Source organism: Paenibacillus contaminans (genome assembly GCF_003285015.1).
Lineage (GTDB): Bacteria > Bacillota > Bacilli > Paenibacillales > NBRC-103111 > Paenibacillus_V > Paenibacillus_V contaminans.
This window is the reverse complement of the sequence record NZ_QMFB01000005.1, coordinates 14,684-29,242: the sequence shown is the minus strand read 5'-3', so window position 1 is coordinate 29,242 and position 14,559 is coordinate 14,684. Positions and strand designations below refer to the sequence as shown.

At 49.6% G+C, this 14,559-nt stretch carries 16 protein-coding genes; 11 read left to right on the top strand and 5 right to left on the bottom strand.

Annotation, left to right across the window (positions count from 1 at the left end):
- The first annotated feature begins 63 nt into the window (after positions 1-63).
- From DQG23_RS10775 to DQG23_RS10765, 3 genes are all read left to right on the top strand, one after another.
- Positions 64-2,358, top strand: coding sequence for a helix-turn-helix domain-containing protein (locus DQG23_RS10775; RefSeq protein WP_113030847.1), 2,295 nt, complete (start codon positions 64-66; stop codon positions 2,356-2,358).
- A 112-nt stretch (positions 2,359-2,470) separates the two neighbouring features.
- On the top strand, positions 2,471-3,385 hold the full coding sequence (locus tag DQG23_RS10770; protein WP_113030846.1) for an ABC transporter permease: 915 nt from the start codon (positions 2,471-2,473) through the stop codon (positions 3,383-3,385).
- Between the two features lie 12 nt (positions 3,386-3,397).
- Entirely contained in the window at positions 3,398-4,282 is an 885-nt protein-coding gene (locus DQG23_RS10765; protein ID WP_113030845.1) for a carbohydrate ABC transporter permease, read from the top strand.
- A gap of 166 nt (positions 4,283-4,448) precedes the next feature.
- Here DQG23_RS10765 and DQG23_RS10760 read toward each other — a convergent pair whose 3' ends face one another.
- Positions 4,449-4,676 (bottom strand): hypothetical protein, encoded by a 228-nt coding sequence (locus tag DQG23_RS10760; RefSeq protein ID WP_113030844.1) that lies wholly within the window; start codon positions 4,674-4,676, stop codon positions 4,449-4,451.
- A 209-nt stretch (positions 4,677-4,885) separates the two neighbouring features.
- Between DQG23_RS10760 and DQG23_RS10755 the strand changes: the two genes are divergently transcribed.
- The 3 genes from DQG23_RS10755 (at position 4,886) to DQG23_RS10745 (ending at position 6,709) form a co-directional block, all read left to right on the top strand.
- The gene (locus DQG23_RS10755; protein ID WP_113030843.1) at positions 4,886-5,740 is read left to right on the top strand and encodes an ankyrin repeat domain-containing protein; all 855 of its coding nucleotides are present in this window, start codon (positions 4,886-4,888) and stop codon (positions 5,738-5,740) included.
- Between the two features lie 26 nt (positions 5,741-5,766).
- Positions 5,767-6,153, top strand: a complete 387-nt coding sequence (locus DQG23_RS10750) for an ankyrin repeat domain-containing protein (RefSeq protein WP_113030842.1) — start codon at positions 5,767-5,769, stop codon at positions 6,151-6,153.
- Positions 6,154-6,286: 133 nt separating this feature from the next.
- Positions 6,287-6,709, top strand: a complete 423-nt coding sequence (locus DQG23_RS10745; protein ID WP_113030841.1) for a GNAT family N-acetyltransferase — start codon at positions 6,287-6,289, stop codon at positions 6,707-6,709.
- A 57-nt stretch (positions 6,710-6,766) separates the two neighbouring features.
- Here the strand turns inward: DQG23_RS10745 and DQG23_RS10740 are convergent, their stop codons facing one another.
- Genes DQG23_RS10740 through DQG23_RS10725 form a run of 4 tightly spaced genes read right to left on the bottom strand, consistent with a single transcriptional unit; the run spans position 6,767 to position 10,233 of the window.
- The gene (locus DQG23_RS10740) at positions 6,767-7,906 is read right to left on the bottom strand and encodes an ABC transporter permease (RefSeq protein ID WP_113030840.1); all 1,140 of its coding nucleotides are present in this window, start codon (positions 7,904-7,906) and stop codon (positions 6,767-6,769) included.
- A complete protein-coding gene (locus tag DQG23_RS10735) occupies positions 7,903-8,805 on the bottom strand; it encodes an ABC transporter ATP-binding protein (protein WP_113030839.1) in 903 nt (300 codons plus the stop codon). Before DQG23_RS10735 ends, DQG23_RS10740 begins: the two co-directional genes overlap by 4 nt.
- Positions 8,795-9,664 (bottom strand): hypothetical protein, encoded by an 870-nt coding sequence (locus tag DQG23_RS10730; RefSeq protein WP_113030838.1) that lies wholly within the window; start codon positions 9,662-9,664, stop codon positions 8,795-8,797. Before DQG23_RS10730 ends, DQG23_RS10735 begins: the two co-directional genes overlap by 11 nt.
- On the bottom strand, positions 9,661-10,233 hold the full coding sequence (locus DQG23_RS10725; protein WP_158560397.1) for an RNA polymerase sigma factor: 573 nt from the start codon (positions 10,231-10,233) through the stop codon (positions 9,661-9,663). The genes DQG23_RS10730 and DQG23_RS10725 overlap by 4 nt, the downstream gene beginning before the upstream one ends.
- Positions 10,234-10,409: 176 nt before the next feature.
- Between DQG23_RS10725 and DQG23_RS10720 the strand changes: the two genes are divergently transcribed.
- From DQG23_RS10720 to DQG23_RS10700, 5 genes are all read left to right on the top strand, one after another.
- Positions 10,410-11,297: a MerR family transcriptional regulator gene (locus DQG23_RS10720; protein WP_158560396.1), complete on the top strand. Its 888-nt coding sequence runs from the start codon at positions 10,410-10,412 to the stop codon at positions 11,295-11,297.
- 68 nt (positions 11,298-11,365) lie between these two features.
- Positions 11,366-12,052 (top strand): RNA polymerase sigma factor, encoded by a 687-nt coding sequence (locus tag DQG23_RS10715; RefSeq protein ID WP_113030835.1) that lies wholly within the window; start codon positions 11,366-11,368, stop codon positions 12,050-12,052.
- A 148-nt stretch (positions 12,053-12,200) separates the two neighbouring features.
- Positions 12,201-13,115: a VOC family protein gene (locus DQG23_RS10710; protein ID WP_158560395.1), complete on the top strand. Its 915-nt coding sequence runs from the start codon at positions 12,201-12,203 to the stop codon at positions 13,113-13,115.
- Between the two features lie 44 nt (positions 13,116-13,159).
- Entirely contained in the window at positions 13,160-13,639 is a 480-nt protein-coding gene (locus DQG23_RS10705) for a GyrI-like domain-containing protein (protein ID WP_238177838.1), read from the top strand.
- Between the two features lie 137 nt (positions 13,640-13,776).
- A complete protein-coding gene (locus tag DQG23_RS10700; RefSeq protein ID WP_113030833.1) occupies positions 13,777-14,466 on the top strand; it encodes a Rossmann-fold NAD(P)-binding domain-containing protein in 690 nt (229 codons plus the stop codon).
- The last annotated feature ends 93 nt before the right edge of the window (positions 14,467-14,559 follow it).

Sequence of the window (14,559 nt, the reverse complement as noted above, 5' to 3'; positions counted from 1 at the left end):
TTGGGGGCTGAACGGCGCGATATAATTTGCATACCCTAACCAACTCGAGATGAGGTAGCCTGAATGATGATGCAATGGTTGCGGTCCCGCATCTATTTATTGAGAATTTTGCTAAGCTTCATGCTTGTCGTCCTGATGCTTGTCGGCTCCTCCATCCTTTTCTACTACAATTCGCAATCCAAAGTATTGGCCATGCAGGCCGATTCCGACCGCAAGCTGCTCACCCAAATCAATTACAATATCGAAAATATGAACAACATTATCCAAACGTTGGCGATGTCGGTCTATTACGACAACGACCTGGTTGCCTTGAAATCGGGAAGCGACTTTCTACAGAGCTTGACCAAGCTGGAGAAGCTGAATCAATTGGTCACCTTTTCTCCGTTCCTGCATTCCATCGTGATCTACAACGGGAAGCAGGACCGTTTCTTCTCGTCGACCAATCATAATTTGGACAACGAACAGATGATTAAGCAAGTGGGGCAGATGCTGAACGAAGGGAAGGCGCTTCCCAAGCTGCAGTTGTTTCCGGTCCGGTACGGCTCGAAGCAGGAGGAACAATTATTAACCTTTGTCATGTATGACGGGGCGTCTGCGAACGGTTTGCTGCTCCTGAACATCAAGCCGGAATGGCTGTTGAATAATTTGAACACGCTTAACCGATTGGCGGAACGGCAAAATAACGCCATTCTTCTCATTAATCAAGAAGGAAATCTGCTTATCCGGAATCAACAGCTGCCGGATCAAGAAACGATAAAAACCGAGCTTTTGCAGCACATAGCGAATTCCGAACGTCCGCTCGATTATTTTACCTATACGCATGCGGGCAAAACCTATATGACTACCTATTTGTCCGGAGGAGTCAACGATTGGAAAATGATAAGCTTGCAAGCCTACGAGGAAGTATTGAACAACGTCCGGGAGCTTCGCCTGACGGCCTCGCTCTTGACGATCGCGGTAACCCTCGTGACCGTCCTGCTCGTATGGTACAGTTCCCACCGGCTGTATCGCCCGATTAACAATTTGGTCAAGCAGGTGAACCGGGACCATAGGCACCCGTCCTCGGCGATAGGGGATGAGCTTTCCTTCCTGTCCAATATATACGCGCAGCTGAACGAACGGGTGAAGGATGCCGAGACCGGGCAGGTATCGCAGCAATATATGGCCAAAAGCGATCGGCTGCGAAGTTTGATCGCGGATAGCCAAGCGCTGAAGCAAGACGAATTTTCCGCGATGATCGAGCAGTATCAGCTTGATCTGAAACGTGACGGCTTCTACGCAGCGGCTGTTGTGAAAATAGATAACGGCCATCAAATAGCCGCGCTCAAAGAGGGAGCCGCGATTTCTTTATTTTATTCCGCCATTGCGAATATAGCCGAGGAATTGCTAAGAGCCGATTATGCGTGCCAAGCGATAGATATGAGAAGCGATCATATCGTGTTATTGATCAGCCGCGGCGAGCCGCTGGACTTCGGCGAACTGCAAGCTTCTTTTCAGCAGATTCAGGGAATTGTGCAAAGCTATTATAAAATTACGTTCACCGCAACGCTCAGTGAGAGATTCGATCGCTATACGGAGATTACGCAATTTTACGAGCAAGCGCAGCGATATTCGAATTATCGCATCGTTTTCGGCAAACAATCGGTCATCATGCCCGAAATTGTTGAGGAGAACGAGCGGAACGAATCGTTTACTATTCCTCCTGAACTGGAGAAACGCATTACGGAAAGCATCAAAAGCGGCGATTTGGCCCAAACCGACGAAGCGCTTCAAAAATGGATGCAGCATGTTTCGCGGTTTACGTTTGAAAATATGTTCTCAGCCCTGCTCCATATGGTAGTCATCTTGAATCATACGTTAAGCGAAATCAATCATTATAGTTTAAACCCGATTGCGATTAATCTTCATAGCATTAGCCGGAGAATTTTCGAAAAGGAAACGTTGGAAGAGATTCGCACTGTATTGATGGACGTCATACGGGAACTGTCGGAAAAACGCCAGCACAAGAAGGAAGACCGAAACCGGTTGATTGTAGAGGCGATCAAAGAGATCATCGATGCCCAATTTCACGATCCGGATTTGAATGTCCAGAAAATCGCCGATTTGCTGAAGATGAGGCATGTTTACTTGGGGCAGTTATTCAAAGAGTACGAGTCGATGACGATCGTCGATTCCATCAACGACCGCAGGCTTGAGCGAGCCAAACTATATTTGGAGCAGCATGATTGGAACGTGAACGAAATTATGGTAAGGGTCGGCTTCGGCAACGAAAGCTACTTCTACCGTCTGTTTAAGCGGAAATACGGCACGACTCCCAAAGAATACCGGATCAAAAAAGGGATCGAACTAAAGAATTAAGCGGCGTAGGCCTTAGAATACAGGATATTAAAATTTGTACAGTACCCAAATGGGCAGGTTTACGGCATGATAAGACCACGCAGCGGATAAGAAACTGGAGAGGAGTCGAACCATGCTGAAACGAGAGTGGCTGTATTTCAAAAAGAACGGCGAATTATTTGCTTTGTCCATGCCGGGCTTGATCTACAAGCTGATTTTCGCCTATTTGCCCATGATAGGAATTATAATCGCATTCAAAAACTTTCGGAACGATAAAGGGATTTTTGGCAGCGAGTGGGTCGGATTCAAAAACTTCGAGTATTTATTTACGAGCGATGTCGCTTGGCGCATTACCCGCAATACGGTGCTGTACAATCTGGCGTATATGACGCTGACTACGCTTGCTGCGCTAGTCTTCGCCATTATGCTGAACGAAGTCCGAAAAAGATGGCTGAAGGTTTTTCAAACCTCCATGTTTTTGCCCTACTTTCTTTCCTGGGTTCTGGTCGGTTATATCGTCTATGCCTTCCTCAATCATTCGGACGGTTTCATTAACCGGACTTTGATTTCGCTAGGCTGGTCGGGCATCAGCTGGTATCAGGATCCGGCCCCGTGGCCGTACATTCTGATTCTGGCTCATTTATGGAAGGCCGTCGGATTTTCGACGCTCGTTTATTTTGCCGGTATTCTCGGCATCGATTCGGAATATTATGAAGCGGCCCGGATGGATGGAGCATCGAAGCTGCAGATGACGTTCGCCATCACGCTGCCTTTGCTGATGCCGCTTGTTATTATTCTGTTTATCCTTTCGATCGGCAGTATGTTCCGGGGGGATTTCGGTCTGCATTATTTTATTCCGAACAATTCCGGGTTTATTTTCTCGACGACGGACATTATCGATACGTACGCGTACCGGGCGCTGCGGGAGATCGGCAATATCAGCATGTCGGCTGCAGTCGGGCTGTACCAATCGGTCGTAGGGTTTCTGCTCGTGCTGTTGGCGAACGGGATCGTGAAAAAAGTAAACGCCGAAAATTCTTTATGGTAAGGGACGGATCGTATGGAAAAGAAGTTTGCCTTTCACCGCATGGTGATCAACGGTTTTTTTATACTGGTATCTGTGGCCATGGTACTCCCGTTTCTTCTGGTCGTGGCGATTTCCGTCACTGACGAACAAACGCTGATCCGGAACGGATACAGCTTTATACCGGAGCGTTTCAGTTTGGAGGCGTACAAGTATATTTTTCAATCCCCCGTAATCTTGTTGAAGGCATACGGGATCACGATGCTGATCACAGTCGTCGGAACCTTGTGCAGCTTGCTGATTACTTCCATGACCGCTTACACGATCGCCAGGCGAGATTACCGGTATAACCGGATTACGACGTTTTATGTGTTTTTTACGATGCTGTTCAGCGGCGGGCTTGTTCCCTTCTATATTCTGATTACGCAGTATTTGCATTTGAAAGATACAATATGGGCGCTTATCTTGCCTGGTTTACTGTCGCCGTTCAATATTATGATCATGAAAGGTTTTCTGAGCAAACTGCCTCATGAGATTATTGAATCCGCCAAAATGGACGGTGCCAGAGAGCTTCGCATCTTTTTCACGATGGTGCTGCCGTTATCGACCCCGGCATTGGCGACGCTTGGCTTGTTTATCTCGTTTGCGTATTGGAATGAATGGTTCAATGCGCTTCTTTTCATCGATAACCAGAATCTCGTTCCGCTGCAGCTGCTGTTGATCCGAATTTTGAATACGATCGAGTTTTTGACGAGCAATTCGGAGTTCACGCAAGGGCAGCAGATTTCGTTGACCCAATTCCCAAGCAACGCGGCGCGGATGGCTATGGCCGTATTGGCCGGCGGCCCGATGCTGTTTATATTCCCTTTCTTCCAGCGATATTTCGTGAGAGGATTGACGGTAGGGTCGCTTAAAGGGTAGACATGCTGTAAGGAATGCCGCATCCAACAGAACAAAGCCAGGCAGATTCCGGCAGTTGCCCGTCTTCATCTCTGTCAGACGCGAAGCTAAAAACCCGTAACCATTAGAGGTTACGGGTTTTTGGTTATGCACGATCCATCTCGCAAAAATATGGATCCCTTTTATTTCAGACCGCGATCGGCCGCCTTTGAAGCGACATGCGGTCGGATCGGTCAAATTCGGGGTAGTCCTCAATTTCTTGAGCCAGGTCCATTTCGGATCCATCTTCCGCGATCGGCTCAAAGTTTACCACTTCCACGGAAACGAGCTTGCCCTCAATAACGAAAAAGCCGGATTGCTTGCCTTCCAGCGCATGTAAAAGTTCTTCCTTAACTTGATCGCTTAACGGGTTCATACCGTTCACCTCTAATTCATTATAACAATACCGCGGAAAATTCGCTAAAGCTTTATCATAATATCATTGCCACATATGGATCCAGCCATAGTGGGGGGAGCTTCATCCGGAGAACTTTAAGTCAAGTATACATCCGAGGTTGAATCGCTTAGAAAAATATGGTATTGTAATTTTGTAATAAAAATTACAACTATCAATTGGAGATTGCAATGTCCGATAAAAAGCAAAGTATCGTGATTTCGATTCGATTAGATGAGGTTTCGTTAAAGGCCGTTGACCTGCTTGTGGAATCGGGTCTTGAATCAAACCGTTCAAGAGCGGTCTCGCATTTTATAAGTGCGGGTATTCAAGCCTCTGGAGAGCTGCTTATGAAAGCCAAAGCGCTAGCGGATCATGTTCAGCAATTGCGCAATGAAATGATTGATGCGGTAAAAATCAATAACTTGGATAAGGTTGCGGAGCTGATCAAGAAAGATTCGAATCTTATTAACGCGAAAAACAATTCCGGAGAAACCGCAGTACTGATGGCGGCTTATTACCGATCGCAAGAGATAAAAGAATTGCTGGTAAGCAGCGGAGCCGAATTGAGCATTTTTGAAGCGTCGGCTGTCGGCAACACGCAAAGAGTGAAAGAATGGCTCGCCGATTCTCCCGAGCTGATCGGAAGCTATAGTATGGATGGCTTCACTCCTTTGGGCCTGGCTTCTCATTTTGGCAATGAGGATACGGCGAAGCTTCTGCTGGATCAAGGCGCGGACATAAATGCAAGAAGCAAAGACGGCAATCTGAACAATATGGCGATCCACGCGGCCATTGCCGGGAATCATGAGCACATCGTTAAGCTGCTTATCGAGAGTGGAGCGGGCCTGGACATAAAATGCGAAGGGAAATGGCGGCCGGGATTTAGTACCCTTCACGTTGCCGCTTATTTCGGCCGGGTGTCCATGATCAAGATGTTGATAGAAGCGGGAGCGGATAAATCGGCTAAAAACGATAAAGGTGAAACTCCCTGCGAAGTTGCAATAAGCAGAGAGCATCAAGAGGCAGCTGCTCTATTAAAATAAAGGAACGATTAAAGGAGAATGTAGCCATGGAAAACAAACAAGCGATTCAGCCTGATTTGGTTAAAGATTTTGTCGGAAACGCTCATGGCGACTTGGAAAGAGTCAAGCAGCTTCTCGAACAAGAACCGGGGCTTGTCAATGCAGCTTGGGACTGGGGGAACGGCGATTGGGAAACGGCTCTTGGCGCCGCAGCGCACATGGGGAGAAAAGACATCGCTATTTTCCTCCTGGAGAACGGAGCCCGTATTGATTTATTCGCAGCGGCTATGTTAGGCAAGGCGGAAATCGTAAAAGCGATGCTTGCGGACAATCCGAGCCTAAAGGATGCTATTGGCCCTCACGGGATTCCTTTGATCAATCACGCTAGAGCAGGCGGGGACGAGTCGTTGCAGGTTCTCGATTTGTTGAGCTAATAAAGGGAGCTTTCGGCTGAAATGGCCGTGTTGAAACGCCGAAGTCTCTCAATTGTCTTGCTAACGAATCGTATTATCCTTGATAGAGCTGTTTGAGGCGAGAAACAAGGAAGCTGAAGGGCGGGGGAGACACATGGAGCTTCAGTATAAGGAGTATGTCATCAGCGACGATAAACGGCGGATTGACGTGCAGACGGTGTTGGATTTTTTAGCTTCGAGCTATTGGGCGAGTAAACGATCTCCCGAGAAAATTAAGAAATCGATCGAAAATTCCGTTTGTTACGGCGTATACGATAAGGATAAAATGATTGCTTTTGCAAGGATCGTTACGGACGGCGCTACCATGTATTATTTGTGCGATGTATTCGTTCTGGAGGAGTACCGCGGACAAGGAATATCCAAGAAGCTGGTCGAGGTTATTACGAACGCTCCGGAATTCGAGTGGATGACCGGGATTTTGGGGACGAAAGATGCTCACGGGCTGTATCAACAATACGGCTTTGAAAGGGACGCCGAAAGATTCATGAGAAGGGCGCCTCAGGCTCTAAAGCAATAGGATTATGATAGAGCGCTCGGGGAATGATCCCGGCGCTCTTTTTTTCATCTGCCTAGCCTACACCTTCAACCGGCGTTCAAACGCCTTGGGGATGAGCGGCATGACGATAGCGGCCAGCACCGCCATGACGATTAAGGCCATGGGCAAGTAGAGGACAGGAGTATTAAAAAGGTTGTACGACATGTATTGGTCGATCAAGCTTCTGCTCCACATCACCTTGGCCGGAAACAGCAGCATCATTTTGCCGAGAAGCCCGGGGAATGAAATGAGCGGAATAACGACCATGGTTAATGCCAAGCCGAGACTGCTCATGCTGCTCTTGAAGGCTGCAGAGATCAACGCCGTCAGCAGAAAAAACGCGCTAGCCGCCGTTAAAGCGATCAGGTACTGCAAGAGAAAGCCTTGAAGCTGATTTAGCGCATACGGCGTTTCATCGAAGAGATAATGGCTGTTGAGCGGCGCGTTCCACCCGATAAAGCGAAAAGGCAGGCAGCTCAGCAGCGCGCATATGCCATAAAAAACGGTGACCCAGCCGGCCGTAAACAACCAGCCTGCCGTCAGCTTTGCAGCAACGATGCGCCGTCTTCCATGCCTGCTGGACAATATAAGGGCATCCATACGATATCCGGCTTCCCCCGAATAAAGCGGCGCGAGCGCCAGTGCAATCACAAAGCCGATAAACAGCGGGCCGGGGCCGGGACTGCCGGAAATAAACAGAAACAGCTGCTCCCAATCTCGCGTTACATAAAAGCCCGGCGGATCGACTTTTTCCATCATGCTCAGCTTTTTTGCGGCATCGTTGTATAGGTAGGGGGCTTCCGCTTTTTGCGGCTCCAACTGCATCTTCTTCTGACTTAACTGGGTAAGGCTCTTGTTAAAAAGATCCGCACGATAAGCGGCCGAGGCATATTTTTGCTCCAGAATGCGGTAGAGCTTCTCTTCATCCGTCCCGATGCTGGTTTCCGCGTACTCCTCCTTCAGCCGAAACGCATACTTCCCGGCCAGATCGGCTTGAACCGGTCCGATATGAGCGGCTACAAGCTCCGGTTTTTTTTTCTCCACAGCCAAAATGCTATTCATTCCGGACGGATAATGATCCGTGAAATAAACGGCGGCGATCGCCAAACAAGCGGCCATGGCCACCCAAACTCTGACGATTAAAATTTTACGCAGCTCGAACGCGACCAACTGTTTCATCGGAATGAAGTCTCCTTCAGGGGCGTTTTTTCGGTATCCGGCGAGCGGAAATAGCTCATATAGACGTCTTCCAGACAAGGTGCGACCTGAATCGCATCGGGATGGGGCGCCTGCTTGCCGACAACCCGCAATTCCAGCCCGGAATCCAGCTGCAGCATGTTGACCACGGTGCCCTTCTCCTCGATTTGCGCCAGCAATCGTCCGGGCACGACGACCTGCCATACTTCGCCCTGTACCTCGGAGAGGAGCTCCTTAATCGTTCCCTGCCGCAAAATGCTGCCTTGTCCCATTAGAAACACGCGCTTGGCGATATGATCGATGTCGGGCACGATATGGGTGGAAAGAATGACGATGCGATCGCCGGATATTTCGGATATCAGGTTTCGGAAGCGAACGCGTTCCATCGGATCAAGGCCGACCGTCGGCTCGTCCAAAATCAAAATCCGCGGATTATTGAGCAAAGCCTGCACAATGCCGAGACGACGCTTCATCCCGCCGGAATATTTGCCGCATTTGACGTCCAGCTGGCCGGACAGATTGACGATTTTGGCCAAGCTTTGTATTCGTTCGCCGGCTTCTTCTTTGGACAGTCCTTTCAGAGCGGCAATGAAGTAGAGAAACTTACGCGCCGTAAAATGACTATACATCCCCAAATCTTGCGGAAGATAACCGATTTGAGCGCGGTACAGGTCGCCTATTTTATTTTTGTCCTGCCCGTTCAGCAGAACTTGCCCGCTTGTCGGATACAACACGTCGGCGATAATTCGCATCAGCGTCGTTTTTCCCGTGCCGTTCGGCCCGAGAAGACCGTACACGCCGGGCGTCAGCGTTAGGGAGAGGTTTTGCAAAATCCGTTTTTTGCCGTATTGATGCTGGATGTTACGCAGTTCAAGCTCCATGCAGAAAGCCTCCTTTTTTCAAATAGCTCCCGTTAATCACTAGACTTCCTCCCAATAGAAGAGCCGCCAGAGCCGCCAATCCCCCCAGCCGCAAGATATCGATTGATGCCGTCCAGTTAATAACCGGCTGGTTAGTAAGCAAGATCAGCCAGAACACGGGAAGCAGGACGAGCATAGCGGCAAGTTGGCCGAAGTTGCGAATGCGTGCGGCAATGCTCAGAGCGGCAGCCGTGTTGAGAAGCGTCGGGATGCTCCACAGCAGCGCGAGCCGCAGCATAAGCGCGCCTTCCTCCGCCGGATAAAGCACGAACAGGGCAATTCCATTAATAACGAGCGAAACCATGCCTATGGCCAGCAATCTGGCTTGCACATACCATTGAAGCGGAAGGCGGAGACTTCGGGTAAGCTCGCTCATTCCGCAATGGGCAAGCCGGGCCGTATTGGATAAGACGACAAGCATGGGAATGCAGCCGACTATAGGGAGAATCAAGGTAGACGGAACCGGATGCGTAACCAGCAGAAAAAGAATCCCTCCGGCAAACAAGAGCAGTCCCAGCACAATATCCTTCCAAAAGCCTTGAGCATATATAGTCTGCGCCTTTTGCCGAAAGCCGAAAGGAGCAGGTTTTGCGGGCGGGGACAGTACGCGCTGCGATTTTCTCCAGTTCGCCATCGCTGCCTCAACGAAGCCGCTGGGCGGGGGAGGCCCCGGCAGAAGGGCAATTTTACGCGCAAGCTGTTCGAGCGATTCGTCCGTCAAATCGTCGGCCATATTATCAGACAAATCTTCCGTCATATCATCCGTATGATACCGGGGCCGCGGGAACGAGCCGTCCGGTTTTCCTTTTTGATCCTTCATTGTTTCTCCCCCTTCTTGTACAAACGGGCTTCGGCGGAAGGCATAAGCATGTCCCGCAGTCGAATAAGCGAGCGTCTGACTCTCGATTTCACGGTTGATTCGGACTCGCCGGTAACGGCGGCCATTTCCCCGAAGCTTAGATCATGTTTATATCTTAAAAGCAGCGCGTCGCGTTGATTGTCCGGCAAGCCGCGAATGGCCGCGTATACTTCCTTGAGCTCCTCGCGCATAAGCACGCCCTCCAGAAAATCATCCTTGTTCGGCACTTCATCGGACAAATGGTCGTGCAAGCCGGCTTGCCGCGCCGATTTGCTGCGGGCATGATCGATACAGACATGATGGGCGATCGCAAGCAGCCATGCCCGAAAACGCCCTTGCTCGCTTTGGTACGCGTTCAGCTTTTTCCACGCCTTCTCATAGGTTTGTTGAGCCAAATCCCAGGCCAGCTCGGCGTCATGAACCTTCCAGCGGATAAATCGATAGATATCGTCATAAGTCAGGCGAATAAGCAGTTCTACGGCCGCCTCGCTGCCCTGCTGCGCTTCGATGACTAATCGCTCTTCTTTCATGTTCATCCTCTCTTTGCTTTCGAGCTTTCGATCGTTTTATTTTCTCATCTTTCTTTTGACATACCATACTACGAATTTTTTGATAGGAAAGATGCACGACAGGCTGGAGTTTTTCCATACGTTATTGACTGGGACCTTGGGGAACGGACTACAATGATGCTGAGGTGATGATTCGGATGCTTATAAGCGAAGTTATGAAAACATGCGGCCTGACGAAAAAAGCGATAAATTATTATGAACAGCAGGGACTTCTTGCGCTACAATATGATCATAACGGTTACAGGAAATTTGAGGAAAAAGATGTCGGTATTCTGAAAGTAATTGCCGTATTGCGAAAATTGGGCATGAGTATCTCCGATATCAAGACAATTATCATGAGTGGCGACAGGCGGAAACTCCTGCAGCAATATAAAGCCCAAAAAGAAATGACGATTCGGCAAGCTCAAGCCCAGTACGAATGCTTACAATATTTACTGGAGAGCGATACTTCGCTTGAGGAAATATTTCATGAGATTGATGACAGGCTTGAGGGAACGGTCAATATGAAAGACAAGCTGCTTCAAGCGTTTCCCGGGGTATATGGAGAGTATTTGTATATCCATTTCGGAAAGTTTTTGGACGAAAAGCTGGATAACGGCGATAAAATAGAGGCCTATCATCGGATTGTCGAGTTTCTGGATCAGGCCGATCCCTTGGAGCTGCCGGCGGATTTGCAGCGGTATGTGACAGACGTATTCGAATCATTGAGCAAAACCGATCTGAAAGAAATGGATGAAGCCATGAATTCCGCTATCGATGACATTGATCGGTTTATAGCGGAGCACAAGGAAACATTGGTGAGCTATGCGTTGTACCGCAATTCCAAGGAGTATGAATCGAGTCCGGCTTACAGGCTGCAGCAAGCGCTCCTGGAATTTCAAAAAACAAACGGCTATTACGATGTATTTATCGTTAACATGAAAATCGTAAGCGACTCCTATCGAAAGTATCAGGAAAAACTGCAAGCGGCCAATGAGCGGTTCTTGGCTGAATATGCGGATACCTTCTTTCCCAGCGAACAATGAGCGGAAGCGGCAGCCCCGAAGTAATCGGTAAGAACGGAGTATGGCGGGAAAAGGGAAGGAGGATGCAAATGCCGCAGCTCGGCCTCGATCTGCAAGCATTGAAACAGCGTATTTACCGGTACAGTATGCAAATAACGTCGGACAGCTGGGAATCCGAGGATCTGACTCAGGATGTTCTCTTGAAGGTTCATAACTTGAGGCAGGCCAACCCCTCTATCGAATTAAGCAATGCTTACTTGTACAAAATCGCGCTGAATGCTTGGAAGGATAAGCTGAAAAAGCGCAAGCTCTCCTCCGAGCCGCTGGACGACGGTCATATGAATGTTCCGGGTATCGACACGCAGTTATCTACACGGGAGCTTTTGGAAGATTTGGCGTATCGGCTGCCTGCGCGGTCTACGGTCATTCTTTTGCTTATGGATGTGTTCGATTTTACGGCGAAAGAAGCGGCGGAGCTTTTGTCCTTAACGGAAGGAAGCGTCCAAGTTGCATTAGGGCGGGCCCGGCAAAAACTCAAAAAGCTGGCGCGAACGGGTATGGAAAGCTCCGTATCGAAACAAGCCGGCGATCCGGCGCAGCTTGATTTCGAAGCGCTCGTTGAAGCGTTCAGGCTTCGCGATCCGAAGGCGATTTGCCGCTCGTATCTCGGCTTGGCGAAGCGGCAAATTACGGTAAGCAAACTGAAATACATAAACGGAAAGCTGACGTTTTATTTCGAAGATCCCGATGGGAATCGCTTTATGGTAACCTCGTGATTTTTTTCTAAAGGATGTTTGGTTTGGCCGCAAACAGTCGTTTCTTAACACATAAGCAGAACTTCAACGGTAAACGTGCGCTTCCCAGCTTATGCTTACGAAGCCGTTTATCCTCGTGATGAGCTTGCAAGTAAAGAGGAGGAATCCGATGGCATTCACTTTTCGTCATGCACAAGGCAAAATAAGGCGGCTGCTTGCGATTCATATGCCGGCGGCGGATGTGGGAGCTTCGGCAGCCTGGTATGCGGAGCATCTCGGGTTGACGATTTTGAACCTAAGCGAGGCGTCTGCAGAATTAGCCGTTACCGAAAATGGCGCGGTGCTGCATCCGAAGCTTATTTTGACCAAGACAGCTTCAAAGCATCGGCTCAATTATGTCAAAAACGGCCGAAACCGCAGCATGGTCATGATGCACGCATCCAATCTGGAAGGGCTGAGGGATAAAATGGCGGCGGCGGGCGCCCATGTTACGCAGCCGCATGCCGACCAAGAAGAAGACGGATGCGGACGTTTCTTCGAGGCGAGGGATCCGTCGGGCAATATCGTCCAGATTCAAGCCAACGACGGGGAGCTACCTTTGGGACATACGAAGGTCGAGGCGATCTTCAATCTGGAAATCCCCGTTTCCGATGTGCGCAAGTCCGCGCGATTTTATGCCGATGTGCTCGGTTTTCAGTTGATTCGCGAGCCCGACGACCAGTTGGCCATTGCCAAAACCGGTCCTTTCTACAAGGAGAGGTTCGGGTATTCCGATGTGCAGGAATTCGGTTTTTTCTTGTTTCGTCATGAGGAAAGGACGGCGCTTCATTTTGAGGACGATGCAGGGCATGTCCAGGAATGCCTGGTCTTGCAAGCCGACGATATTGCGACACTGCATGAGCAACTGGCAAGCAAAGGACACACAGCAGATGAACGGATAGATGTAGAGTCGGGGCAAATGAGTCTGCATATCGTCGATCCTGACGGGAATCGGATCAAGGTTGTTCCAGCGGAGAAGAGCGGCTTAAAGGCTAAACTAGAGGAGATGGCGGGGGAAGAGAATATTGCGGTTGGTTCGTTTTAGAGCTGTGGAATTATTATATTAATCATAGAAAAGAGGCCGACTATATGATTAGCGAAACGTATGGGATTCATGTTACAGAGATTGAAGAATTGAAGCTTGTCGGAATAAGAGTCGTTTGTCCGGGTGATCGGTATGCTGCGGAAATTCCAAAGGCCACGTTAGCTTTGAAGGAAAGGCTTGAAGAAATCAAACATCTCGTACAGCCGGCCAGAATGATTGGGGCTTTCGTCGTCCAGGAGCTTACGCCTGAGGAAGACGGCTACTGGGTATGCGTGGAGGTCAGCAAGCTTGAAGACATTCCCGCAGGTTTGACCGAGCTCACCGTTCCTCCCCAGAAATATGCGGTCATTAAGCATATCGGCCCGAACACTAGGATCAGTCATACATATGAGATTCTTCACGAATGGATTGCGCAAAACGGGCATACAAGAATGCAAAGCGCGTGGCATTTGGAAATATCCGATGTTTTGGGATACCGGGAAGAGGAAGACATAGAAATCCGGCTATACGATACGATAAAATGAGGATAATAGAGCAGGGGTGATCTCGTTGACCCCGCTCGCCGGTTCGTTGCCGACTGCGGCCGACAGATTACGCGGTAATGGAAGGCGATTAATGAGGCGCAAAATTCGATCATTTTCCACGAGAAAGAAGGAAACGTATGCATACGCAGCCTAATTCGGCTTCGAACAAAGTGAGCGCGATCATTACAGGGGCGACCGGGATGGTGGGGGAAGGAGTATTGCACGAATGCTTGGCAAGCTCCGATGTCGAACGGGTGCTGGTTATCGGCCGGAAGCCTTGCGGTGTCACGCATCCCAAATTGACCGAGATCGTGCACGGCGATTTTTGGGATCTTACGCCGATTGAGGATCGGCTGCGGCCGTATAACGCATGCTTTTTTTGCCTGGGCGTTTCGTCGGTCGGGCTCAAGGAGGCCGAATATACGCGATTGACTTACGACCTTACGCTTCATGCGGCGGGTTTGTTGTCGAAGCTGAATCCGGATATGGTGTTCTGTTACGTAACCGGCGTGGGGACGGACAGTACGGAGCAGGGGAAAAGCATGTGGGCGCGGGTGAAAGGGAGAACGGAAAACGCGATTATGCGGCTGCCGTTCAGAGGGGCGTATATGTTTCGGCCGGGTTACATACATCCGACGAAGGGGCTCAGAAACACCCACAAATACTATTCCGCGTTTTCCTGGTTGTATCCGGCTGTAAAGCGTTTGTGGCCGAAGCATTTCATTACTTTGCGGGAACTTGGGACGGCGATGATTCATGCGGCAAAAAGAGGTCACGATCGGCAACTATTGGAGCCGAAGGATATTATCGAGCTGGCTAAGCGGTAACTTCAGCCGCAAGTGCCTTTCGCCTGTGAGACACGGAGCGCAGCATGGCGCGTAGCCGAACGCGGACGATAGAAGCGGCAAATGCAACAAGCG

Bases quoted from the DNA above. Each gene is read 5' to 3' on its own strand.
- DQG23_RS10775 (WP_113030847.1), top strand. From the start codon at position 64: ATGATGATGCAATGGTTGCGGTCCCGCATCTATTTATTGAGAATTTTG.
- DQG23_RS10770 (WP_113030846.1), top strand. From the start codon at position 2,471: ATGCTGAAACGAGAGTGGCTGTATTTCAAAAAGAACGGCGAATTATTT.
- DQG23_RS10765 (WP_113030845.1), top strand. From the start codon at position 3,398: ATGGAAAAGAAGTTTGCCTTTCACCGCATGGTGATCAACGGTTTTTTT.
- DQG23_RS10760 (WP_113030844.1), bottom strand. From the start codon at position 4,676: ATGAACCCGTTAAGCGATCAAGTTAAGGAAGAACTTTTACATGCGCTG.
- DQG23_RS10755 (WP_113030843.1), top strand. From the start codon at position 4,886: ATGTCCGATAAAAAGCAAAGTATCGTGATTTCGATTCGATTAGATGAG.
- DQG23_RS10750 (WP_113030842.1), top strand. From the start codon at position 5,767: ATGGAAAACAAACAAGCGATTCAGCCTGATTTGGTTAAAGATTTTGTC.
- DQG23_RS10745 (WP_113030841.1), top strand. From the start codon at position 6,287: ATGGAGCTTCAGTATAAGGAGTATGTCATCAGCGACGATAAACGGCGG.
- DQG23_RS10740 (WP_113030840.1), bottom strand. From the start codon at position 7,906: ATGAAACAGTTGGTCGCGTTCGAGCTGCGTAAAATTTTAATCGTCAGA.
- DQG23_RS10735 (WP_113030839.1), bottom strand. From the start codon at position 8,805: ATGGAGCTTGAACTGCGTAACATCCAGCATCAATACGGCAAAAAACGG.
- DQG23_RS10730 (WP_113030838.1), bottom strand. From the start codon at position 9,664: ATGAAGGATCAAAAAGGAAAACCGGACGGCTCGTTCCCGCGGCCCCGG.
- DQG23_RS10725 (WP_158560397.1), bottom strand. From the start codon at position 10,233: ATGAAAGAAGAGCGATTAGTCATCGAAGCGCAGCAGGGCAGCGAGGCG.
- DQG23_RS10720 (WP_158560396.1), top strand. From the start codon at position 10,410: ATGCTTATAAGCGAAGTTATGAAAACATGCGGCCTGACGAAAAAAGCG.
- DQG23_RS10715 (WP_113030835.1), top strand. From the start codon at position 11,366: ATGCCGCAGCTCGGCCTCGATCTGCAAGCATTGAAACAGCGTATTTAC.
- DQG23_RS10710 (WP_158560395.1), top strand. From the start codon at position 12,201: ATGGCATTCACTTTTCGTCATGCACAAGGCAAAATAAGGCGGCTGCTT.
- DQG23_RS10705 (WP_238177838.1), top strand. From the start codon at position 13,160: ATGATTAGCGAAACGTATGGGATTCATGTTACAGAGATTGAAGAATTG.
- DQG23_RS10700 (WP_113030833.1), top strand. From the start codon at position 13,777: ATGCATACGCAGCCTAATTCGGCTTCGAACAAAGTGAGCGCGATCATT.